Raw genomic sequence first — 22,419 nt, 5'->3', positions numbered from 1 at the left:
TGCCCCCTTGACCCGGCACCTCCTCCGGCCAACCATGGCGCAAAATAGACCACGAAAGGTATACTTATGTCCGTTTTCCTCGCCCGCAGCAGCGGTGTTGCGATTGTTATGGCGTTTTCTGCGCAGGCGGCCCTGGCAGATGTAACGGCAAAAGATGTCTGGTCGGACTGGAAGTCCTACATGACGGCCACCGGTTATACGGTGAATGGCACCGAGACTATGTCCGGCGATACGCTGACCGTCTCTGACATCTCGATGGCCATGCCAATCATGGAGGAAAACACCAGCGGCACGCTGACCCTCCCCGACATCAAGTTCGTCGAAAACGGTGATGGCACAGTCAATATCATGCTGCCCGCAGACATGCCGATGATGTTCAAAATGGACGGCCCAGAGGGTGTCGCCAGCGGGACCATTGTTTACACCCACGACGGCAGCCCGATGCTGGTTTCCGGCGACACGGATGAGATGACCTATGATTATGCCAGCAGCTTGATGAAAATCTCGCTGACGGATCTGAAGATCCCGGACGAAGACATCGCTGCCGAAACCGTACAGCTGACCATGACGCTGGCGGATGTTGTGACAAAAACGGTCATGACCAACTCTGACGTCCGCGCCTACAACCAGACAATGACCAGTGAATCGCTGAACTTTGACGCGACGATCAAGGTGCCTGAAACCAACGATGGCGGCTCTTTCAAAGGGACGATGCAGGGTGTGCGCTTCGCGGGCACGACAATTGTTCCCGAAGGGCTGGAAACCAACGATATGGCGGCACTGCTGCGCGGTGGCTTCAACGCTGAAGGTAGATTTGACTTTGTAAGTGGCAACAGCGCAATCAGCGGCCAGGATGGTACCGATACCTTTGCGCTGGATAGCAACTCCGAAGGCGGAGCAATTGGCTTCAGCATGGGTCTCGACGGATTGACCTATGACGTCAAACAGAACCGCACCGAAACCAATATCACCAGCTCGGACCTGCCGTTCCCGCTGGCGCTGTCCATGGCCGAAGCCGCCTTCAAACTGACCATGCCGATTGCTCAATCCGACGAAGAGCAGGATTTCGCCCTCGGTGTGTTGCTGCGCGACTTTGACGTGCCGGAAATGCTCTGGGGTATGGTGGATCCCACCGGTGCCCTGCCTCACGATCCCGCAACCGTTGCACTGGATCTGGCAGGCAAGGCAAAACTGGCCTTCGATTTCTTTGACCCGAAAGCCATGGCTGAGGTGGAAAACGGCGAACAGGCGCCGGGTGAGCTGCACGCGCTGACCGTCAATGCGCTCGAAGTCTCCGTAGCAGGCGCAAAACTGACCGGCACCGGGGATTTTGCCTTCAACAATGACGATCTGGAAAGCTTCGACGGCATGCCGGCACCTTCTGGTGAGGCAAACCTGACGCTGACGGGCGCCAACACGCTGCTGGACAAGCTGATCGGAATGGGTCTGGTTTCGGACAGCGACGCCATGGGCGCGCGCATGATGATGGGCATGCTGGCGGTTCCCGGCGATGGCGAGGACACGCTGACCTCCAAGATCGAAGTGTCAGAGGATGGTCAGATCAAGGCCAACGGCCAGCGCATCAAGTAACCACAGCACCTGACTGACTGGATGATCGGGGCCGCAAATTGCGGCCCCTTTTTTTGTCTGCGCCCTTGCAGCCTCTCGCTGCGCTGGCTAGCTCTAGGTGATGTTCAACCCATGTAGGTGCCCATGACCCAGACCCCCGAAAGCCTAAGCCACGCTCTTCTTGATGCCGCCCGCAAGGCGGGGGCCGATGCCGCCGACGCGATGGTGGCAGAAGGCAGCTCTCTCTCCATCGAAGTGCGTCAGGGCACGCTGGAACATGCCGAGCGGTCCGAAGGGGTGGATCTGGGCCTGCGGGTCTTTGTCGGGCAACGTCAGGCCTGCGTTTCGGCCTCGGACATGCGGGACGAAACCCTGACGGCCATGGCGGAACGCGCTGTCGCCATGGCACGCGAGGCCCCCGAGGACCCCTATGCCGGTCTGGCCGAACCGCACCAGCTTGCGCAGAATTGGGATCTCGCCGCGCTGGAGCTCTTTGATCCCAGCGACGAACCGGCCCCCGCCACCTTGCAAGAGGATGCACTGGCGGCTGAGGCGGCTGGCCTCGGCGTTTCGGGGGTAACCCAGGTACAATCTGCGGCGGCCGGATACGGCAGCCATAAGGTCCATATGGCCGCGACCAACGGGTTTTCCGGTGGCTACCAACGCAGCAGCCGCTCGATCTCCTGTACCGCCATCGCAGGAAGCGGAACCGGCATGGAACGTGACTATGACGGCGACTCCCGAACCTTCCAGGCAGATCTGCGGTCGGCTGATGACATCGGACGACAGGCTGGTGAGCGCGCAGTCGAACGGCTGGGCGCTCGCAAACCGGAAACCGGCAGCTACCCGGTTTTGTTCGACGAACGCGTCTCGTCCTCTCTGATCGGCCATCTTTTGGCTGCGGTGAACGGTGCGAGCATCGCCCGCGGGTCCTCCTGGCTGAAGGACGCTCTGGGAGATCAGATTCTGCCGACGCATCTGAGCGTCACGGAAGACCCCTTTCGCCCCCGGATTGCCGGATCGCGTCCTTTCGATGGCGAAGGCCTGCCGACGCAGCGCCGCGCCATTATCGACAACGGGATGCTGACCGGCTGGACGCTCGATCTCGCATCGGCCCGCAAGCTGGAAATGCAAAGCACTGGCAACGCGGCACGCGGTGTCGGCTCGGTGCCATCACCATCGCAGTGGAATATCGCGCTGACCCCAGGTCCCGATAGCCGCGCCGATCTGATTGCCAATATGGGCACCGGCCTTCTGGTCACGTCGATGATTGGATCCACCATCAACCCGAATACCGGCGATTATTCTCGCGGGGCCGCCGGTTTCTGGGTGGAAAACGGTGAGATTGCCTATCCCGTCAATGAATGCACGATTGCAGGCAATCTGCGCGACATGCTGCGCGGTATTGTTCCAGCCAATGACGCGCGAACCCATCTGTCCCGCATTGTACCCTCATTGCTGGTCGAGGGGATGACCCTTGCCGGAAACTGATCTTTCCCTGCTGATCCGCGCAGCAGAGCAGGCAGGCGATATCGCCTGTCGCTACTCTGGGCCCGAAGCGCAGAAATGGGAGAAACCAGACGGTGGCGGGCCAGTGACGGAAGCTGATATCGCCGTCAACGAGCTGCTTGCCGACGTGCTGCCCGGCGCCCGCCCGGATTATGGCTGGCTGTCTGAAGAAAGCGAAGACACCAGCACACGTCTGAACCGTGAAAAGATCTTTATCGTCGATCCTATCGACGGCACCCGCAGTTTCGCCGAAGGATCTCGGACCTGGGCCCATTCGCTGGCGGTTGCGCATAACAGGACGATCACGGCGGCAGTCATCTACCTGCCCCAGCGCGAGCTGATGTATTGCGCAGCACTTGGACAAGGCGCGACCTGCAATGGCACAGCAGTCGAGGTTTCCCGACAGGATGACCTCAACGCCGCAAATGTTCTGGCGGCAAGACCGCTGCAGGACCCCGAACACTGGCACAATGGCATTGTACCCGCGTTCAATCGCAGTCATCGCCCTTCGCTTGCCTACCGAATGGCGCGGGTCGCGGATGCGGGCTTTGATGCCATGCTGACCCTCCGCCCCAGTTGGGAATGGGACATCGCAGCGGGTGACCTGATCCTGCGCGAGGCCGGAGGGCTGTGCAGCGACAGGTTCGGCGTCGGCTTGCGGTTCAACAACCCTCACCCTACGCTCAACGGCGTTGTCGCTGCGCCGCCGCGACTGCACGAACAACTGATTGCCGCGCTCGATCCGAAGGGTCCCGGCCTTCGCCCGCTCTGACAGCCGCGCGCAGCAGGAAAACCGTAGCCATGTCGAGACCTTCTGCCGCATCCGACCGCAGCCTCCGCTGGCCTGCCCGTCCCGCAGGCGAAGTGCTGTGGATCCACGCTTCCACGACAGAGCGCTACATGGCTCTCGGCGATGTCGGGAACCGTATGAAATCGCTTCGACCCGATCTGTCTGTTTTGGTGACGTGGAGCCGCGACATCACGAACAGGCCACTGGTCGAGGGCTGCGACCTCGCTGCGGGACCACCGCCAGATGACACCCCGGCCGACGTGCGGATGTTTCTCGATCACTGGCGCCCCGATCTGCTTATCTGGTCGGGGGGAGACCTCCGTCGTGGACTGATGCGCCAGATGAGCGAACGTCAGATCGACAGCCTACTGGTTGATATCGAAGCGAGAGAATTGCCCGATCGCACCAGTCGTTGGTTGCCGGACCAGCGCCGTCGGCTTTTCGACCGCTTCAGCGAAATCATGACCCCGTCGGATGAGGCCCGAGCGCAGATGCTCCGGCTCGGTGTCGCTGCAGATCGGATCCAACAGACCAATCCCCTGCGGTTGTCGGCCACGCCCCCTGGCTGCAACAGCGATGAGCTTACCCATATGCAGGCCCAGCTGGGGAGCCGTCCGGTCTGGTTCTCTACGCAGACCGAGCTGGGTGATCTACCAACCATCCTGACGGCACATCGCAGCGTACTGCGGCTTTTGCATCGGTTGCTTCTGGTAATCGCGATCCGCGATGAACAGGACCTCGCAGAGGCCCGCGATGCGATCATCGCCAGCGGCCTACAGCTGGCCGATTGGGACAGCGGCGAAGAGCCTGATGAATACACCCAAGTCCTGCTCAGCTCTTCCGAAGACACCGGTCTCTGGTACCGGCTTTCGCCGCTGTGTCTGCTGGCCGGCAGTCTGCCCCGCCACGCAAGCGGACAGAACCCGCTGGATGCCGCAGCACTCGGGTCGGCGATCCTGCATGGGCCGGGTCTTGGCACATATGCCGCGTTATATGAGCGGCTGACAGAGGTTGGTGCCGCGCTGAAAATCAACGATGCCGAAGATCTCGCGCAGGGCGTGCTCAGCCTGTCGGCCCCTGATCGGGCGGCGGAGATGGCGCTTGCCGGCTGGCAGATCGTCACAGAAGGCGCCGATATGACCGACCACCTTATGGATCGCGTCCAGGAGTTGCTGGACAAGCGAGAGGACCGATATGAAAGCTCCTGACTTCTGGCACAAGCCCGCCGGAGACTTCGATATTCGCAAGACCTTGCTGGCGCCGCTTGGCCGGATCTACGCATATGCCACCGCCAGACGCCTGGCGCAGGGCGCCGCGCTACGGGTGGCTGTTCCGGTGATCTGTGTCGGCAACATCAACGCCGGTGGCACCGGCAAGACGCCAACGGTCATTTGGTTTCTCGAACGGCTCAGGGATATGGGGCATGAGCCACATGTGGTGACCCGTGGCTATGGCGGCTCTCTGTCCGGTCCTGTGCAGGTCGATCCGGGCCGTCATCGCGCCAGTCAGGTTGGCGACGAACCCCTGCTCCTGGCGGCCTTTGGAGAGGTCTGGAAAGCTGAGGATCGCGCCGCTGGTGCGCAGGCGGCTGCCGCGGCTGGTGCGACCGTCATACTGCTCGATGACGGCTTTCAGAACCCGAGTGTTCACAAGGATCTTTCCGTGGTCGTCGTCGACGCGGAGCGTGGGTTTGGCAATGGCCATTGCCTGCCCGCCGGTCCACTGCGTGAGCCGGTGGCTACGGGCCTTGCGCGCGCCGATCTGGTATTGTCGCTGGGCCGAACCGAGGCGCAGGCACGGTTCCAGTCAGCCTGGAGCGATGCCCTGACGACATGCCCACATTACTCCGGCGCACTGGAGCCTTTGAAAACCGGAATGCCCTGGCAGGGGACGCCGGTGCTGGCATTCGCAGGAATTGGCCATCCACGGAAATTCTTCGAGACGCTGCGTGACCTTGGCGCGGATCTGCGCCGTAGTGAAGCGTTGGACGATCACCAACCCCTGTCCACTGCCCTGATGTCCCGGCTGGAAACCGAAGCCAAGCTGATCGGTGCCCAGATGGTCACCACCGAAAAAGACGCGGTCCGGCTGCCGGAGAGTTTTCGCAACAAGGTGATCACGCTACCGGTGCGCCTGCAGATCGACAAGGATGACGCGCTTCTGGCCCAAATCCGCAAGGTCGCTCCACCGCCTCCATAACACTCGGGCAAGAAGACGCGGTGCACTCTCATCCAGTCTGGCAGCAGATTGCAAAAAACCCGCCACGGTCACCGGGCGGGTTTTCCTATCTGCATTTTCCCAAAGGAAGGGGTATCAGCCGTCGAGTTCGGCGTCGATCAGCGCTTTGAACGCCTCATAAGACTGATTTTCCACTTTCTTGCCGTTCAGGATGAACGACGGCGTGGACTCGATGCCATGCTCTGTCGCATTTTCCTGATACCAGTTGACGAGGGTCTGGGCCTTGGTCCCATCCTGAAGACAGGCCTCCAGCTGTTCCTCTTCCAGACCTGCGAGCCGCCCGATCTTGCGCAGCGCATCAACGATTTCAGTCGCGCCACCCGCTCGGGCCCAATCAGATTGCCCCTTGTAGATCAGGTCGCTGATCCCGAAGAACTTCTCAGGTCCTCCACAGCGTGCAATCATCGACGCCCAAAGGCCATAGCGATCGAAATAGACCTCGCGGTAGATGAACTTCACCTTTCCGGTGTCGATGTAATCCTGCTTCAGCTGCTTGTACGCACCCTGGTGGAAATTCGCGCAATGCGGACAGGTATAGGACGCATATTCAATCAGCGTCACCGGAGCATCTTCGGCACCTTGCACCATCTCGACGATGGTGGAGGTATCAACCTCTGCATCTTGCGCGTAGGCCGCCCCAACCAGCGGGTTGCCGGGCAGAGAGGTGCCGCCTTGCAATGCGGCATAACCATAGACACCCGCCGCAACGACAGCGGAGGCAAAGATGCCGGACATCAAACGGGTCATTCATACCCCTTTCTAAGAGTTTTCTGTTTCGTCAGCACGTTGCGCCCAAGCCGTTCAAGCGCTGCGCGCAATTCATCACTTTCGACCCCGGTCGCAGCCTCGGCTGCCGCCGCTACGTCCTGCGGATCAGGCGCCTGGGGTTTGCGGACCTTCGGAGCGTATTTAAAGGAAACCTGCCCCTCGGCAAAGCCAGTGGGCGCGGTCTGGGTAATCCGGACCTTGGAAATTGCGTTATAGCCGTAAACCGCGTTCACCTTGCAGCGCAGAGGCTCTTTCTGCATTTCCAGCATCGGCGCATGGGCACCGGTGGTCAACAACGTCAACGTCGCTCCAAATCCACCGCGCCCGTAGTGCACATTGACCGGGCGCGCGATAGAGGAGATGTCGGGACCGGCAATTTCTTCCCAATGGGTGAGCAGGCGCGACACCGCAAAGCCCCGGCTTTCGCCGGCTTTGCGAATCTGATCGTTCAGAAGCTGCGATGTTCGCTTGAACCCGCGAGATTTTGTCCGTTGCACTGCCATGACCGTGGTTTTGCTAGACTGCTCGCCCTATTGTAAAGGGCTGCCATGCGAGAACCAGCGAAACCGGGCCATAAAGGATAAAGAATGCGTGACCTCAACAGCGAGAGCCATCCGCAGAGCCGTGATTTGCTGGACTGGTACGACCAGCACGCGCGCAGCCTGCCCTGGCGTGTCAGCCCGTCGGATCGCGCCGCCGGTATCTGGCCCGATCCCTACCGCATCTGGCTGAGCGAGGTCATGTTGCAACAAACCACTGTGGCTGCCGTCAAGGACTACTTCCACCGGTTCACCAGCCGCTGGCCGACGGTGGCGGATCTCGCGGCGGCGACGGATGCAGATGTCATGGGGGAATGGGCAGGTCTTGGGTATTACGCACGGGCACGCAATCTGCTGAAATGCGCGCGCGTGGTGGCGGAGGAACACGGTGGCACCTTTCCGAATACCTATGACGGGCTGATCGCCCTACCCGGCATCGGCCCCTATACCGCCGCCGCCATTTCGGCGATCGCATTTGACCGCCCGGAAACCGTGCTGGACGGCAATGTCGAGCGGGTGATGGCGCGGCTTTACGATATCCATACCCCCCTGCCAGCGGCCAAACCCCAGCTGAAAGAGAAAGCTGCAGCCTTGACCCCAGCGATGCGCCCGGGCGACCACGCACAGGCGGTGATGGATCTCGGCGCGACGATCTGCACACCGCGCAATCCGGCCTGTGGCATCTGCCCATGGCGCAGCCCCTGCGCTTCCCGTGCGGCTGGCACAGCTCTGGAACTGCCAAAGAAAACCCCTAAGAAACCCAAGCCAACCCGCCTTGGCATCGTCTATCTGGCACGCAGCTGCGATGGCGACTGGTTGCTGGAGCAGCGCCCGGACAAGGGGTTGCTGGGCGGTATGCTGGGCTGGCCGGGCAGCGATTGGAACGACGATCCGGCCCCAGCCCCACCGTTTGAGGCCGATTGGCAGGATCTGGGGGCGGAGGTGCGTCACACCTTCACCCATTTTCACCTGGTCCTGCAGGTCATGCTGGCGGAGCTGCCACCCGGTTTCACACCCCAGGACAGTCAGCGCGTGATAAAACGACATGACTTCAAACCCACCGACCTGCCGACGGTGATGCGCAAGGCCTTCGATCTCTGGAAGGGGCGCTGATGCCTTCTCTTTTATTCGGGCAGGGCGCATAGTCGACCACGAACGCGCCCGACCTGAATGAGGCTGTACTGGAATGATATCCGCCGAGACTCTGCGCAGCTGGCAGGCCGCCCTGCCCTTTTGGTTGTCCTTTCTGCTGGTGCCGCTGGTGGGGCTCGCCGCTCTTTATGGTGGCTGGCTCATCCTGCTGCCGCCCTTCGTCACCTGGTATCTCTTTGCGGCATTGGACGGGGTCTTCGGGCTTAATCTTGAAAACGCGGATCCGCTCACACCCGAAGAAGATCTTCATTGGTATTCCTCACTGACCATTGCCTGGGTTCCGGTGCAGGTCCTGCTCCTGATTGCCATGCTAATCTACGTGCCTGGCGCCGATCATCTCTCGGGTGCGGAGAAATTCGGGGTATTCTTCGGTGTTGGCGTCCTCAGCGGCACAATAGGGATCAACTACAGCCACGAATTGATGCACCAGAAGAGCAGACTGGAGCGTTGGCTGGCGGATATCCTGCTGGCAATGGTGCTCTATTCTCACTTCAGATCCGAGCATCTGCTCGTGCATCATCGCCATGTCGGCACACCCCGCGATCCGGTCACAGCGCGCTACAACGAGGGCTTCCATCGTTTCTATCCGCGTGTTCTGTGGCAATGCTGGCGGTCTGCGTTTCGGGCTGAGAGAGCACAACTGGCGCGCCGCAACCTACCTTGGACTGACCGGCGCAACCCGTTCTTTCGCTATTGGGCGCTGCAAGCCGCGTTTCTGCTGATGGCCCTTGTGCTGGGCGGGATGCTCGGCGTTGGGTTGTTCCTGGTCCAGGCGGGTGTCGCGATCTGGCAGCTGGAACTGGTGAACTACGTTGAACACTACGGTCTTACGCGCAAATATCTGGGCGGGGGCAAATTTGAGCCTGTGATGCCGCGCCATTCGTGGAATGCAGCCCATAAGGCGTCAAACTGGCTGTTGATCAACCTGCAACGCCATTCCGACCACCACTACAAACCCGATCGTCGCTTTCCCCTGCTTCAGAACCACACATCAACCGATGCTCCCCAGCTACCCTACGGCTATCCGGTCATGACAGTTGCGGCGATGATACCACCGCTGTGGCGGCGGATCATGAACCCGCGAGTGCGGCGCTGGCGGCAGATGTATTATCCTGACATCACCGATTGGAGCGCCTACAATGCGGCCCGTTGCCCCGAAGACCGCCCCGACCCGACACCGGCAGGCCCGCGCGCCTAGCGGACACCTAGCGGGGCAGCGCCCATAGTGTCATCGGTCGGGTCAGCCCACGCAGTTCAGATGCGCCGTGCTGCACGAAACCTGCTTGCAGATCTCTGGCGCCGCCTTCGTCCTGCACACGCTGCCGCAGGGTCTCGCTGATCACCATCTGAGCGTTCATCTCGCGGGTGCGCTCCTCCAGTCGGGCTGCAATATTCACCGCGTTACCGATCACCGCATATTCCAACCGGTTTGCGCCGATATTGCCAATCACCGTCTCACCATAGTGAACACCGATGCCAACGCGGATTTCTGCCTCGCCGTAGCGGCGTCGCTCGGCATTCCATTCCGCTACCGACGCCAGCATGGCCCGCCCGCAAGCCAGGGCGTTACTTGCGTCCCTCGGACCAGCCAGCGGTGTACCAAAGGTCGCCATCAAACCATCGCCCAGATACTTGTCCAGCGTGCCGTGATGACGGAACACCTCCTTTTCCATGCGGCCATGAAAATCGCGCAAGAGGTCAATCACCTGATAGGCGTCACGCTCGGCCGCCAGGCGGGTGAACCCGACAATGTCAATGAACAGAATGGCCACGTCCTGACGGCGGGTCTGCTTCAGCGGTTCATCATTTTGCGACAGCTGTTGCACCACATTGGGCGAGAAATACCGTGACAGATTGGCCCGTTCACGCTCAAGACCAGCATTATTCTGGATCAGCGCGTAGAGCCGTTTTGAGGATATACCCAGCGTCACTGCCACCAGAAAGAACACGATAACCTCCTGCAGGCGCTGATGCAGGAGAAAGCTGTTCGGATCGAGAAATTCAGCCATGGTCGGATCATAGCCCACAACCTCAAGCACCCGTTCGGTCAGGCCGGGCACCGGATCCGTCAGCCACCAGACCATGACCGCCGCAAATAGCCAGATGACTGCGGTCCAGATGCCGATGGCTACCACCGTGCGCCAGGAATAGGCCAGAGTCCCCGCGGCAAGTATGATGAAAAAATAGATGAAATTTCCAAACCGATACTGAATAGGCAGCGGCGTATCGTCGACACTCAGCGGATTTGGCAGAACCATTCCGATGGTCATGATCGACAGATCGGCAAAAATCAGCAGCATCTCAAGCCGTGATTGCCCAACCCGTCCAACCCGGCGGATCAGCCAGCCGTTCAGACACAGCAACGCAAGGATAAAGTGATAATACAGCACATCCCATTTGGGGTTCACATAGATCAGAAAAACCGCCGTTACGGCCATGGCGATCCAGCGCGCCCGCACCGCAAGCTCCAGCCCATTGCGTTTGTGCTCTGTTAGCGCATCCAGCGCATAGGGGCTCTCCTGTCTGAAAATGGCTTCGTCGCTATCCAAGGCAGGAGCGGGGGCGGAGGCGGTTACTGCCATGATATGTATCCATCCATTGGCGCCGGTCTTGCGTCAAACTAACGGCAGCTGCCAACGGATGCACCCCTTGAACCGACAGCGCTGAAACGAAAAGACCCCGCCATGACGGCGGGGCAAGGTTGGCGCCGTCGACAATGCGACAGCGCCTGCGGTTTCACACAGGTTGTGAAAGGGTGGGGTCAGTTTTGCAATTCTGCCCGAATCTGCTGGCGCAGCACGTCGATGGGCACGGTCTTTCCGTCCCGCTTGAAACACCAGTAGGTCCAGCCATTGCAGGAGGGCGCGTTTTCCAGATGCGCTCCGACCTGATGGATTGATCCCTTGATATTGTCGCCGATCAGCGTGCCGTCTGCGCGCACTTTTGCCTTGTGCCGACGGTTCATCGAATAAAGCTCGTCGCCCGGGCGCAACATGCCGCGCTCGACCAGCTGACCAAAGGGGACGCGCGGTTCGGCACGTTTGCTGGCAGAGACCTGCAGCGCTTCGCGGTCGAACTTGCGTACGGATTTGATGCGCTTTTCGGCAACTTCACGGTAGGCGGCTTCGCGCTCGATTCCGATAAATTCACGGCCCAGCATCTTTGCCACGGCGCCCGTAGTGCCGGTGCCAAAGAACGGGTCCAACACCACATCACCCGGATTCGTCGAGCCAACGAGAATGCGGTGCAGCAGCGCCTCGGGTTTCTGCGTCGGATGCGCCTTATTGCCGGCCTCATCCTTCAGCCGCTCATGGCCGGTACAGATCGGCATGACCCAATCCGAACGCATCTGCAAACCTTCGTTCAGCGCTTTCAGCGCCTCATAGTTGAAGGTATATTTTGCGCCTTCGGATTTTGAGGCCCATATCATCGTCTCATGCGCGTTGGTGTAACGCTTGCCCCGGAAATTCGGCATTGGGTTCGACTTGCGCCAGATCACATCGTTGAGGATCCAGAAGCCTTCGTCCTGCACCGCTGTGCCGACTCGGAAGATGTTGTGGTACGATCCGATCACCCAGATGGAGCCGTTTGGCTTCAGGATACGGCGCGCCTGTTTAAGCCAGGCACGGGTAAACTCGTCATAGACGCCAAAGCTGGAAAACTGATCCCAGTGGTCATCGACCGCATCGACCTTGCTGTTGTCAGGACGATGCAATTGCCCCTTCAGCTGAAGGTTATAGGGGGGATCCGCAAAAATCAGATCAATCGAATTTGACGGCAGACCGGACATCACGTCGATACAGTCACCGTCAAGGATCGCGTTTAGCGGGAGCGCCGCGGCGCCCCGTGTAAGTGTTTTGTTCATTTGCTCTGCCTCGATAACCACGGCGCATTTTTGCGCTCATTTTGGTTGTCCACAGGATGAGTCATCGTGGATTCGAGGTCAATTTGTTTTTTAGAACAAGGTGATGAGGTTCACTCTTGATACAATATGTTGTGGACAGGCTTGAAGGAACGCCGATGATGTGGGGTCACGCCCAGGTTCACCAGCGCGTCGCGGTGCTGTTTGGACGGGTAGCCTGCGTTTTTCTCCCAGCCATAGCCGGGAAACTGTTGCGCCAAATCCACCATGATCCGGTCACGGGCCAGTTTTGCCACGATGGATGCCGCCGCGATGGAGACTGATTTGCTGTCTCCCTTGATCACGAACTCCGACGTCTGGAGCAGACCCTTGGGGATCAGATTGCCATCGATCAGCAAATAATCCGGCGCCGGATCCAGGGCTGCAACGGCCCGCTCCATTGCCAGATGCGAGGCGCGCAGAATGTTCAGGGAATCAATCTCTTCGACGCTGGCATGAGCAATCGCAACCTCGGCCTGCGCAAAGATCGACGCTTCGACCGCCTCGCGCCGCTTGGCGCTTAGCTTCTTTGAATCGTTCAGCCCCTCGGGAATATTGTCGGCGTCCAGGATGACCGCAGCGGCGGTCACCGGTCCGGCGAGCGGGCCACGCCCAACCTCATCCACGCCTGCAATACGTATATGGCCACGCGCACGGGCGGCCGCTTCCAATGTGTAATCGGGATAATCCATCCCTTGGTCTGACCGGGTTTTAAGCCGGGTTTCAAGTCCGACCGCAGATACCGCGCAAAAAAGAGGGGGCCGAAGCCCCCAAGTCTGCTCGAACCCAGGTCCCGCCGACCTCAGCGACGGGTAATGCGATAGCCGCGGTCCTTGAGGCAATCCGGGCGATAGCCGACACGATTGCGTTTGCCATTCCAGAAGGTCACCTGGCAGGCGCGCGGCAAGGTGTGCTCAAATCCGTACTGTTTGCGTAGACAGCCCTGCCCCATCAAAGTCCGGCTTTGGCTGTAGCGCGGGAAATAGCGCACGCATTGTGCCGGCAGATCATAGCGCGCCACATGCGGCGGAAGCGGTCTGGGATGATGAGGCCGATACAGCTTGCCATGTGACGGACGATGCGGACGGGTGACCTGTGGCTGATCATCATCGCGATTGTTCTTCACGATTGCACCGATAATGCCAAGCACGGCGAGACCCGCCAGCACCTTGGCAACATCCTCATCCGCCCGTGCAGGCGCTGCGGAAAACCCGGTCACCGCGACCGCTGCGGCAACGATCAGCGTGATGAATTTGCGATGCGGTTTGGCATTTACATCAATGCGACTGCTGCGAAACATGGGATGTCCTTCCTGAAGTTCTGAAAACATGAGGCCAAATGACCAATGCAATCAGCCTGGTTCGGAACCGTGCGGACAGGCAATAACGGCGCCTTGTTATCGAATATCACCACCCGCAATCGCCTGTTGTTATTGAATATCCCGCGACAAATGCGCAGTGTGAGGGTATGAAAAACCTCCTTATCTCCACAGCTCTGATTGCCGGTCTTGCCATTGGTATGCTCAGCGATACGGGCCCGGCCGCTGCGGCCGAGTGTTACGCCGATTACAAGGCGAAACAGGATGCCCCCCTGCGGCTGCATTACGGCGTGATCCAGCTTGGCGGCGGCTGCAGCAAGCCGGCCGCCAAGGCCGAAATCTCCGACCGGTTGTTGGCCGCGGGCTGGACCTTGCTCAATGTTCTGTCCATTTTTGGTCCCGACGGGCTGGAACAAAGGAAAACAGATGCCGGACCCTATTTTCTCCGTTTCTGAGGTGCGCGCGGCGGGAAGCCGCGTCATCGCATTGGGGATCACTGCCATCGTTGCCTTGCTGGCGATTGCCGGTACCGTGCTGCTGCTGACGCTTCCCGATGCCAACGCTTTCAACGCAAGGGTCGAGCGGGTCTTTGTGGAAAACGACCTTACCACGCAGGCCGAGATCAAGCTGCTGGAGATCCTCGCCCAGTCCGGCACGGCCTTTGCCGATACGCTGACCAGCTATCGGATGGTAATTTTTGTGCTGATGGTCTTTGCCACCATGATGATGGTGGCTGCGCTGGTGGTTCTGGCCATGCTGGTCATGCTGAACCGGCGCATGGTCCAGATCGAACGCGCAGGCATCCAAGTGACTGAACTGCTGATCAGCCGCGAAGAAAACACCGTCTACCTCAATACCATGGGCTTCAAACTGACCGCCGCAGCGATGGAAACGCTCGCAGTTCTGGCCGAGGCCCGGCTTGATGACGATGTCCTCTCCGGTGCGGAGATCGAGGCGATGATATCTGGCCGCCCCTCCATTGACTGCGAAGAGGCCGCAGGCGCGACCCGGATCAAGCGGCTGCGCGATACATTGGGCAATCAGATGGTCAGCGAACTTCTGGTCAAGAATATCGCCAAGCGCGGCTATGTCCTATCGATCAGCAAGGATGTGATCCGCATGGTGTGACCCCCCGTGCGCAGGGAGGTCACCAATCCCGCCACCGCATACTGACAGGGCCTTCTGCTCTTATCCAATGGATCAATTCCCTGTGCAGCTCTGGCATTTTGCCGGGAAACCACCACATAGTAGAAAACCAGGCAACATGGATCCCTTGTTGTCAGTCCACCCGGGAACAGCCCTCATGAACATGCGCGCCAGCACCGCAAGACCTGCATATGGAATTATGGTAGAGGAGCTGCGCGGCCCGGTTACGGCGCGGCTCGGTGGCAGGATCATCGCCCAGAGCACCCGTGCCAAGGTGATGTATGAGACCCGCCGACCTGCTGCCATCTATTTTCCCCGTGACGATATCCACACCTGCCTGACGCCTGCCAACGGGCACCAGACCTTCTGCCCGTTTAAGGGAACTGCAGGCTATCAGGATCTGGAACTTGGCGAACAGAGCATCTGCAATGCCGCCTGGTCCTATGACGATGCTCTGCCTGAGGCTTCCGGCATCGCAGGCCATGTCAGTTTTATGCCGGAAGCGCGCGTTGAGATCGACCTTGGCAGCAATCAGCTGGAGGTCCCGGAATACGGTAATATTTCAGGACCGCTGATCGACTGGCTGCTGCGCGAAGCTGCATATCTGCCTACACCTGAGGAATTCACCCAAAGCCTGTCGGAGAAACTGGTCGAACATGGCGTTCACCTGTCGCGCCTCTCGGTGATGGCCTGGTCCCTGCACCCGATGATCGCGGGCAAGAACTTCATCTGGAGCCGCGCCTCCGGCAAGGTCACGACCTACGCCCCGAGCTATGAAATCCACGATCACCCGGCATTTCAGAACAGTCCCCTGCGCCATGTTTCCAACGGGCTTGGCGGCATCCGGCAGCGGTTGGATCTGGATCAGCCCAGCGATGCCTTTCCGATCCTCAGCGATCTGAGGGAAGAGGGCGCAACCGATTACGTGGCGATGCCGCTGCCCTTCTCCGATGGGAGGATAAACGTGCTGACGGTTGCCAGCCATCATCCGAAAGGGTTCTCGACCGAAAACCTGGGGCTGATATTCGAATGTTCTGCGGTTATTGCCCGGTACTATGAAGTGTTCATGCAGCGGGAGAACGCACAGTCCCTGCTGGAAACCTATGTAGGCAAGCGAACCGGCGCGCGGGTTCTGGGTGGGGAAATCCGGCGTGGTGATGGCGATGACATTGATGCCGCCATTATGTTCTGCGACCTGCGTGGATCCACTCGGCTTGAGGAGGACCTGGGCCGCAGCGCCTATATCGAGCTACTCAACAGCTTCTTTGAAACGGTATCGACGATCGTGCATGAACACGGCGGCGAGGTGCTGAAATTCATCGGCGATGCGGTCCTTGCGGTGTTCCCCGCCGGCGACGCGCCCGATGAGGCACGCGCGCAGGCCCTGCAATCGGCGCGGGCAATTGTTGCCGGACTGGACGCAATGGGCGACGAAGAGGGCAAGCGGCGCTGTGAATCGGCCATCGGTCTCGCCTACGGTCGTGTCACCTACGGCAACGTCGGATCCCGTGAGCGGTTGGATTTCACCGTCATCGGTCAGGCCGCCAATATCGCCGCACGGCTTGGCGACTATGGCAAATCCTGCGGCCATACGATCGTGGTCAGCCGCGACCTGTTGGAAACCCCGGAACAGGCGACGCCGCTTGGCTCGGTATCGCTGCACAATGTCTCCCGCCCGGTTGAGGCCTTCGCCGTTTCCGTGGCGATGGATGCCGACCAGCTCGCCGCGTCCTAACGGCTGACCAGCAGGCGCTGCGCCTCGTCCCCCATTGTTACAACCAGCGGCTCCTGCGCCTGCCGCGCCTTGAACGCAGCCTTGCCACCGAGCCCCTGCCAGTTGATCTGCACCAGCGACTGCGCAACAGCGCCGCCCAGCGTTGCCCCCGGTCCGGTGATGATAAACAGATCCGGCGCGAACTCCTGCGCCGCGACCTGCACCGCGCGAGTGAAATCATAAGGCTCAACGACCTGCGCATTCAGCGTGTAGTCCCTGAGGCTCGTCAGTGAATATCCGCCAGGCCACCAAACCTGCCCTCGCCCGTCGACCAATGGCTTCTTTGCCGCAGAGAACAGGTCCACCGGCAGTCGCGACCGGCCTTCAGCAGCGACCGGGGCCTGTAGGTCGGTATGGAACGCGGCATGGTTGGGCAATCGCATGGGGAAGCGATCCTGCACCTGCGGCACAGCCTGTTCAAACGCATCCAGACCGTCGGCATTGCCCGCCAGCACCAGCATGCCGCCCAGATTGATTGACAGCGACAGGTGATGATCAGGCCTGCTGTCTATGTCACGCACCAGCTGAAGCAGCTCTGTCTTGCGCTGCCGATCCAACTGCCAGTCGTCGCTCTGACAGGGGTAAACCAGCTGCCCGCCAATGAGATGCTGCTGCATCAGCTGACCCATGGTGTTGACCACCTCAAACCCTGTTTGAGGGCTGAGCGCACCGGCGGCGGCCAGCGCGATGTACCAGCCCATCGAATTGCCCGTGACCGCCACGACATCAATGTCTTCGGCGAGTGACTGCGCATCCGCAATCGCGCTGGCATAGATCAGCGGAGAGGCCACATCGCCGCGGGTGTATTTGGACATCGCGTATCTCTCAGCACCATCCAGCGCGGTGACACTCTCTTGGCCCGCGGCCTCGCGCATTCCGTCAAATGATCTGATTAGAGCCTGCTCGTCGGCGTGGTGACGCGCCAGATACCCAAGTTCAGTTTTGTTGTATGTGCCACGTCCGGGACAGATCAGAACAGCGGTGCGGGTCATGTGTCAGCTCCTGTCAGCCGCAGCGCCGCTGCGACGATACTCTCCTTTGACGGCAATGTTGCAGCATAGGCGGGACCGGTCGGGATAAAGCAATCCTCCGCCACGACACGTGCCATCGGCGCGCCATCCGTCTCATAGAACAGCGCCATCAGCGCCTCCGACTGACTTCCTGTGCTGCGGCATTCGTCGACGATCAGGATGTTGTCGCATCCTGCCGTGGCCGCAAGCAGCGCTTCCTTTGGCAACGGCGCGAGCCAGCGCAGATCGACGACCCGGGTGGAAACGCCCTTGGCCTTCAGCTCGGTCTGGGCCTGTGTCGCCAAGTAACGGCCATTTCCATAGGTCACGATCGCAAGGTCTTGGCCATCGCCATGCACCCCGACCTCTCCCAACGCAATCCGCTGGTCAGGTGCGGGATAGAGACGCATCCAGCCGCCGTCCTTCGGCTCATGCAAATCACGCATCGGATAAAGCGCTATCGGCTCGACAAAGACCACGACGCGCTGCTCCTCTCGCGCCAGACGCACGGCCTCGCGCAGCATCATCGCGGCCTCGGCCCCGTCCGAGGGACAGGCAATCACGATGCCCGGAATGTCGCGCAGGACCGCCAGCGAATTGTCATTGTGGAAATGGCCACCGAAGCCTTTCTGATAGCCCAGACCGGCAATCCGCAGCACCATCGGATTACTGAACTGGCCGTTGGAGAAAAACGGCAGTGTCGCGGCCTCGCCACGGATCTGATCCTCGGCGTTGTGTAGATAGGCCAGGAACTGGATCTCCGGGATCGGGACAAATCCGTTGTGTCCCATGCCGATGGCCAGCCCAAGGATCGACTGCTCGTCCAGCAAGGTATCAATCACCCGGTCCGGGCCAAACCGCTGTTGCAGCTTCTGGGTGACGCCATAGACGCCACCCTTCCGGCCGACATCTTCGCCCATAGTGACCAGCTCAGGATGCTCCAGCATCAGGTCGGTCAAGGCCCAGTTGATCAACCGGCTCATCGGCTGGGGGTCTGTCTGAGCACGCAGATCGCTGCCCAGAATTTCTGCCCGCACCTCACCGCTTGGCCCGTTCGTCTTGCGACAGACCCGCTTTGGTGGGATCAGGCTGGCACTGACATCCCCTGCCGTTCTCAGATGCGGACGGGTGACGACCTCTGTGCGGATCCGTTCAACCCGCGCGCAGGTCTCAGTGTAAATCTCCAGTGCCGCTTCCCGTGACAAAGCTCCGGATTGCGACAGCAACCGCACGGAGTGCAGCAGCGGATCATTGGCCTCATCCGCCTCAACCTCTGCCTTGCTGAGGTAAGTGGTCGGCACGTCTGCACCTGCATGACCGTAGAGCCGCACGGTGCGCAGATGCAGGAAAGCAGGCTTGCGGCAGCGACGAACGTAGTCGGCAGCTGCCCCGGCCACCGCATAGGTGTCGTGGATATTCAGCCCGTCGGCCTGAAAATAGCGCATACCCGGCCGATACGACATCGACGCTTCGATCCACCCCTTCGGAGTCTTGACCGAAATGCCAATCCCGTTGTCCTCACAGACAAACAGCAGCGGCAAAGGCGTCGACTGCACAGACGCCCAACAGGCGGTATTGATCGCTCCTTGTGCCGTCGAATGATTGGCCGAGGCATCGCCGAAGGAACACATCACAAGCCCATCGTCAGGCAGAACCCGGTGCTCTGGATCATGCCGTCGCGCGGCACCGATAGAATAGGCCGCGCCGACCGCCTTGGGCAGATGGCTGGCAATGGTCGAGGTCTGTGGCGGGATCATCAGCGCCTTGGATCCCAGCACCTTGTGCCGCCCTCCCGATGTCGGATCCTCGGCAGAACAGGCAAAGGACAGCAGCATATCCCAGGCAATGCTCTGACCCGGCACCTGATCTGCCCGGGCGATCTGAAATGCGGCGTCGCGGTAGTGCAGGAAGGCCATGTCATCAGCGCGCAAGGCCCGCGCAACCGCCGCCATTCCTTCATGACCGGACGAGCCGATCGTGTAGAAACCCTGCCCAGCCTTTTGCATAGCCCGGCTGGTGCGGTCCAGGGCACGGCTCAGGACCTGCGCGCGAAAGATCGCGACCGCATCACTGCTGCAAAGGTCCCCCACCGGCGACGGCCCCGAGGGCAGGCGGCCTGCGACCACTCGATCAAGGAAATTTTGATGTACGATCTCGGCGCGATCCATGGCCTACCCCTTATTGCTCAGGGGCTTTATCGCCGATATGCGCCAGTCTTACCAATGAGATTACAGCAGGCACTCATGAGCAAAACTCATACTGCTCAGGTCAAAGACCGCTCCGCGGAATGACAAAGGCCGCGCCGAGGCGCGACCTTTTCTAACAAGCAATCAATGAGGGTCGGGATCAGTCTGCCTTTGCCCGCAAACTGTCGCGATACAGCGCCTTGGCCAGTGAAATCATCATGAAAACCATGACAATCGTGAAGGGCAGTGCGCCAATGATCATAGCGTTTTGCAAGGCTCCGAATGGATTGGAAGCCGCGCCACTGTTGCCAGCGATGATCAGCGCGCCGATGACCGAGGTCAGAATCAAGCCCCAGATGATACGGTGCTTGATCCCGGTTTCCTCTTCGCCACCGGACATGATGGTGTTCATCACCAGAATACCCGAATCCGCTGAGGTCACGAGGAAGGTCATGATCAGCACAACACACATCACGGTGATGGCAGACAGGAAGCCGCCCGAAATCATCTGCTCCAGCGTCACAAACAGCTTGGCGGTATTGGTCGCACCGATGATCGACCCTGCGGCGGTACCGTTCAGTTCCAGATCAATCGCGGTGCCGCCCAGAATGGTCATCCACAGGAAGCAGACGATGGCAGGTGCGATCACGCAGCCCAGAATGAACTCACGCACGGTGCGCCCTTTGGAAATACGTGCCAGGAACAAACCGACGAAGGGCGAGAAGGCAATCCACCAGGCCCAGTAGAATGTGGTCCAGCCTGCCTGCCAGCCGAACTGGCGACCGGGTTCCCCGGCTGCATAGATCGCATCGGCATCCAGCGCTGCCGCCGACGCCGGCAGCCCTTCGGTGAAGCCGCCCAGCGACCCCCAGGGGGATGTTGCCGAACCGTAGACCGAGCTCATATCTTCCGCAGGAAGCGCCTGTGCGGCCTCCGGCAGAGCCGTCGCAAAGGCATCCGCCGATTGCGGCCCATAGGCACCAAAGGACATCTGAGTGAAATGCAGGATGTAATCGACCAGACCGCTGCCGAATTTAGTCATCGCAAAGAAGAACGACCCAAAGAACACAAAGGTCAGCAGCAGGATAACCGACAGTACGAGATTGAGGTTGGAGAGATATTTGATGCCGCGACCAACCCCGGAAACTGCAGAAAGAATCGACAGCCCCATGATCACGAAAAGCGCCGACAGCAGGCCAACGGTGCTCGGTTTCGGCGCTTCGGCATCTCCGTTCATCAGCCATTCCATCCCTGAAACCGCATAGACGCCATCAACGAACTGGCTGACACCAAAACCGATGGTGACGGACACGCCAAGAATGGTGGCCACAACACCCAGAACATCAACCAGATGGCCGATAAAGCCATTTGCAGCCTTGCCAAGCAACGGCGTCAGGGCCGACCGGATCGTCAGCGGCATATCGCGCGTATAGGCATAATAAGCCAGCGACAGGCCGGTCAGAACGTAGATCGCCCAGGCGTGAAACCCATAGTGCAGGAAGGTGTAGCGATAGGCGGACTGGACCGCCTCTTCGGTATTTGCTGCGACCTCGCCGGACAGAACCAATGGGTTGGAACCCCAGAGGCCCAGCGGCTCCGCCGTTGCAAAGACCATTAGCCCAACACCCAGCCCGGCACCAAACATCATCGAGAACCACGAGAAATTGGAGAATTCCGGCGTCGCATCAGCCGCCCCCAGCTTCTTGTTGCCGGTTGCAGGCAGAATGGCCAGAACAAACAGGAAGAAGGCAAACAGTCCCACGGAGATGATGTAGAAGGCGTTGAATCCGTTCAGCAACTCGCTGTTCACCCAGGACAGGGTTCCGCTGGCTTTGCTTGGCCAGACCAAGGCCCAGAGGACCAGCGTCGTCATGATGATCTTACTGATCAACGCGATAGGAAGGCTGTGGCCCTCGTAGAAGCCGGATGGAGCTGTTTCGATCTCCAACTCGGTAAATGGTGGCTTGATTGACATAATCGTTCCCTGTTCCGTGTCGCGCGCCGTTGTTGTCGTTCCCCGTATCACCTGGCGCTCGGGTGGCGGGTTGTGCGCAGCGCACGCAGAGGTGCTGCGCAAGGCTCGATATGCGGTCACGCGGGCAGATCGGCAGATCCCATGTTGGCCCTTCGGCGCAACCTAGGCTCTGCTGCACGCGCAGCCGTTCGGTTTCAGTTCTGCTCCCCTATCTCCTGTCCCACGCCGACGCCGTCTCGAAGGTGCATCCAAGCCCCCTCGTCCCCATGTCGGCGTCGCGCATTTGGTCAAGACTACTCAATTACAGTGCTTCAGGCACTTCGAATAAAATGTAGCGGATTTCAGAAAATCTAAATCCACCGCAAAGATGAATTAGGGTTCAAACATTTCAAATGCTTGCAGCCTGTCAACGCCTGTTCCAACGGCTTATATCGACCGGAAAAACATCTCGGATACAGAGATCAACACGCTCAAAATCCCTGATGACCGTGCCAAATTTTTGCGGAAGTTAACCAGACAGACCGGCCTCGGACCAATCCGCGAC

Annotated in this window: 19 protein-coding genes; 10 read left to right on the top strand and 9 right to left on the bottom strand. The window is 59.9% G+C overall.

The annotated features are described in order from the left end of the window. The first annotated feature begins 66 nt into the window (after window positions 1-66). The 5 genes from VWZ87_RS14615 (at window position 67) to lpxK (ending at window position 6,067) form a co-directional block, all read left to right on the top strand. On the top strand, window positions 67-1,590 hold the full coding sequence (locus VWZ87_RS14615; protein WP_416534458.1) for a DUF2125 domain-containing protein: 1,524 nt from the start codon (window positions 67-69) through the stop codon (window positions 1,588-1,590). A 123-nt stretch (window positions 1,591-1,713) separates the two neighbouring features. Then, a complete protein-coding gene (locus tag VWZ87_RS14610) occupies window positions 1,714-3,060 on the top strand; it encodes a TldD/PmbA family protein (RefSeq protein WP_416534457.1) in 1,347 nt (448 codons plus the stop codon). Next, window positions 3,047-3,850: an inositol monophosphatase family protein gene (locus VWZ87_RS14605; protein WP_340546949.1), complete on the top strand. Its 804-nt coding sequence runs from the start codon at window positions 3,047-3,049 to the stop codon at window positions 3,848-3,850. Before VWZ87_RS14610 ends, VWZ87_RS14605 begins: the two co-directional genes overlap by 14 nt. Window positions 3,851-3,879: 29 nt before the next feature. After that, window positions 3,880-5,076 carry a 3-deoxy-D-manno-octulosonic acid transferase gene (locus tag VWZ87_RS14600; protein ID WP_416534456.1) on the top strand — a complete coding sequence of 399 codons (1,197 nt, stop codon included), beginning with the start codon at window positions 3,880-3,882 and terminating at the stop codon, window positions 5,074-5,076. Then, window positions 5,063-6,067, top strand: coding sequence for a tetraacyldisaccharide 4'-kinase (gene lpxK / locus VWZ87_RS14595; protein WP_416534455.1), 1,005 nt, complete (start codon window positions 5,063-5,065; stop codon window positions 6,065-6,067). The genes VWZ87_RS14600 and lpxK overlap by 14 nt, the downstream gene beginning before the upstream one ends. Before the next feature lie 114 nt (window positions 6,068-6,181). Here the strand turns inward: lpxK and VWZ87_RS14590 are convergent, their stop codons facing one another. Together VWZ87_RS14590 and VWZ87_RS14585 are read right to left on the bottom strand one after the other, a co-directional pair. Then, entirely contained in the window at window positions 6,182-6,853 is a 672-nt protein-coding gene (locus VWZ87_RS14590) for a DsbA family protein (protein WP_340546952.1), read from the bottom strand. After that, window positions 6,850-7,377 (bottom strand): DUF721 domain-containing protein, encoded by a 528-nt coding sequence (locus VWZ87_RS14585; RefSeq protein ID WP_416534454.1) that lies wholly within the window; start codon window positions 7,375-7,377, stop codon window positions 6,850-6,852. The genes VWZ87_RS14590 and VWZ87_RS14585 overlap by 4 nt, the downstream gene beginning before the upstream one ends. An 84-nt stretch (window positions 7,378-7,461) precedes the next feature. Here VWZ87_RS14585 and mutY point away from each other — a divergent pair, with 84 nt between their 5' ends. Both mutY and VWZ87_RS14575 read left to right on the top strand, forming a co-directional pair. Continuing rightward, a complete protein-coding gene (mutY, locus tag VWZ87_RS14580) occupies window positions 7,462-8,526 on the top strand; it encodes an A/G-specific adenine glycosylase (RefSeq protein ID WP_416534453.1) in 1,065 nt (354 codons plus the stop codon). A gap of 73 nt (window positions 8,527-8,599) precedes the next feature. Beyond that, window positions 8,600-9,763, top strand: a complete 1,164-nt coding sequence (locus tag VWZ87_RS14575; RefSeq protein WP_416534452.1) for an alkane 1-monooxygenase — start codon at window positions 8,600-8,602, stop codon at window positions 9,761-9,763. A gap of 7 nt (window positions 9,764-9,770) precedes the next feature. On the opposite strand, the gene VWZ87_RS14570 is transcribed toward VWZ87_RS14575, so the two are convergent. The 4 genes from VWZ87_RS14570 to VWZ87_RS14555 form a co-directional block, all read right to left on the bottom strand. Continuing rightward, window positions 9,771-11,147, bottom strand: coding sequence for an adenylate/guanylate cyclase domain-containing protein (locus tag VWZ87_RS14570; RefSeq protein WP_416534451.1), 1,377 nt, complete (start codon window positions 11,145-11,147; stop codon window positions 9,771-9,773). 179 nt (window positions 11,148-11,326) lie between these two features. Beyond that, window positions 11,327-12,430, bottom strand: a complete 1,104-nt coding sequence (locus VWZ87_RS14565; protein WP_340546957.1) for a site-specific DNA-methyltransferase — start codon at window positions 12,428-12,430, stop codon at window positions 11,327-11,329. A gap of 110 nt (window positions 12,431-12,540) precedes the next feature. Continuing rightward, a complete protein-coding gene (locus VWZ87_RS14560) occupies window positions 12,541-13,158 on the bottom strand; it encodes a ribonuclease HII (RefSeq protein WP_340546958.1) in 618 nt (205 codons plus the stop codon). Between the two features lie 110 nt (window positions 13,159-13,268). Then, complete coding sequence (locus tag VWZ87_RS14555) at window positions 13,269-13,766, bottom strand: hypothetical protein (RefSeq protein ID WP_416534450.1); 498 nt, start codon at window positions 13,764-13,766, stop codon at window positions 13,269-13,271. Window positions 13,767-13,933: 167 nt separating this feature from the next. Here VWZ87_RS14555 and VWZ87_RS14550 point away from each other — a divergent pair, with 167 nt between their 5' ends. The 3 genes from VWZ87_RS14550 (at window position 13,934) to VWZ87_RS14540 (ending at window position 16,665) form a co-directional block, all read left to right on the top strand. Further along, window positions 13,934-14,239 (top strand): hypothetical protein, encoded by a 306-nt coding sequence (locus VWZ87_RS14550; protein ID WP_416534449.1) that lies wholly within the window; start codon window positions 13,934-13,936, stop codon window positions 14,237-14,239. Then, window positions 14,211-14,912 (top strand): winged helix-turn-helix domain-containing protein, encoded by a 702-nt coding sequence (locus VWZ87_RS14545; protein ID WP_416534448.1) that lies wholly within the window; start codon window positions 14,211-14,213, stop codon window positions 14,910-14,912. Before VWZ87_RS14550 ends, VWZ87_RS14545 begins: the two co-directional genes overlap by 29 nt. 175 nt (window positions 14,913-15,087) lie before the next feature. Then, window positions 15,088-16,665, top strand: a complete 1,578-nt coding sequence (locus tag VWZ87_RS14540; protein WP_416534447.1) for a DUF427 domain-containing protein — start codon at window positions 15,088-15,090, stop codon at window positions 16,663-16,665. On the opposite strand, the gene VWZ87_RS14535 is transcribed toward VWZ87_RS14540, so the two are convergent. The 3 genes from VWZ87_RS14535 to VWZ87_RS14525 all read right to left on the bottom strand — a co-directional run bounded on the left by VWZ87_RS14535 (window position 16,662) and on the right by VWZ87_RS14525 (window position 21,875). Beyond that, window positions 16,662-17,696 carry an ACP S-malonyltransferase gene (locus tag VWZ87_RS14535; RefSeq protein WP_416534446.1) on the bottom strand — a complete coding sequence of 345 codons (1,035 nt, stop codon included), beginning with the start codon at window positions 17,694-17,696 and terminating at the stop codon, window positions 16,662-16,664. The genes VWZ87_RS14540 and VWZ87_RS14535 overlap by 4 nt on opposite strands. Further along, window positions 17,693-19,882 (bottom strand): dehydrogenase E1 component subunit alpha/beta, encoded by a 2,190-nt coding sequence (locus VWZ87_RS14530; protein ID WP_416534445.1) that lies wholly within the window; start codon window positions 19,880-19,882, stop codon window positions 17,693-17,695. The genes VWZ87_RS14535 and VWZ87_RS14530 overlap by 4 nt, the downstream gene beginning before the upstream one ends. Before the next feature lie 178 nt (window positions 19,883-20,060). Next, entirely contained in the window at window positions 20,061-21,875 is a 1,815-nt protein-coding gene (locus VWZ87_RS14525; RefSeq protein WP_340546965.1) for a BCCT family transporter, read from the bottom strand. Between the last annotated feature and the right edge of the window lie 544 nt (window positions 21,876-22,419).

Origin of the sequence: Phaeobacter sp. JH20_37 (assembly GCF_048056015.1) — a bacterium.
GTDB lineage: Bacteria > Pseudomonadota > Alphaproteobacteria > Rhodobacterales > Rhodobacteraceae > Phaeobacter > Phaeobacter bryozoorum.
This window is presented reverse-complemented; position numbering and strand designations above follow the sequence as displayed.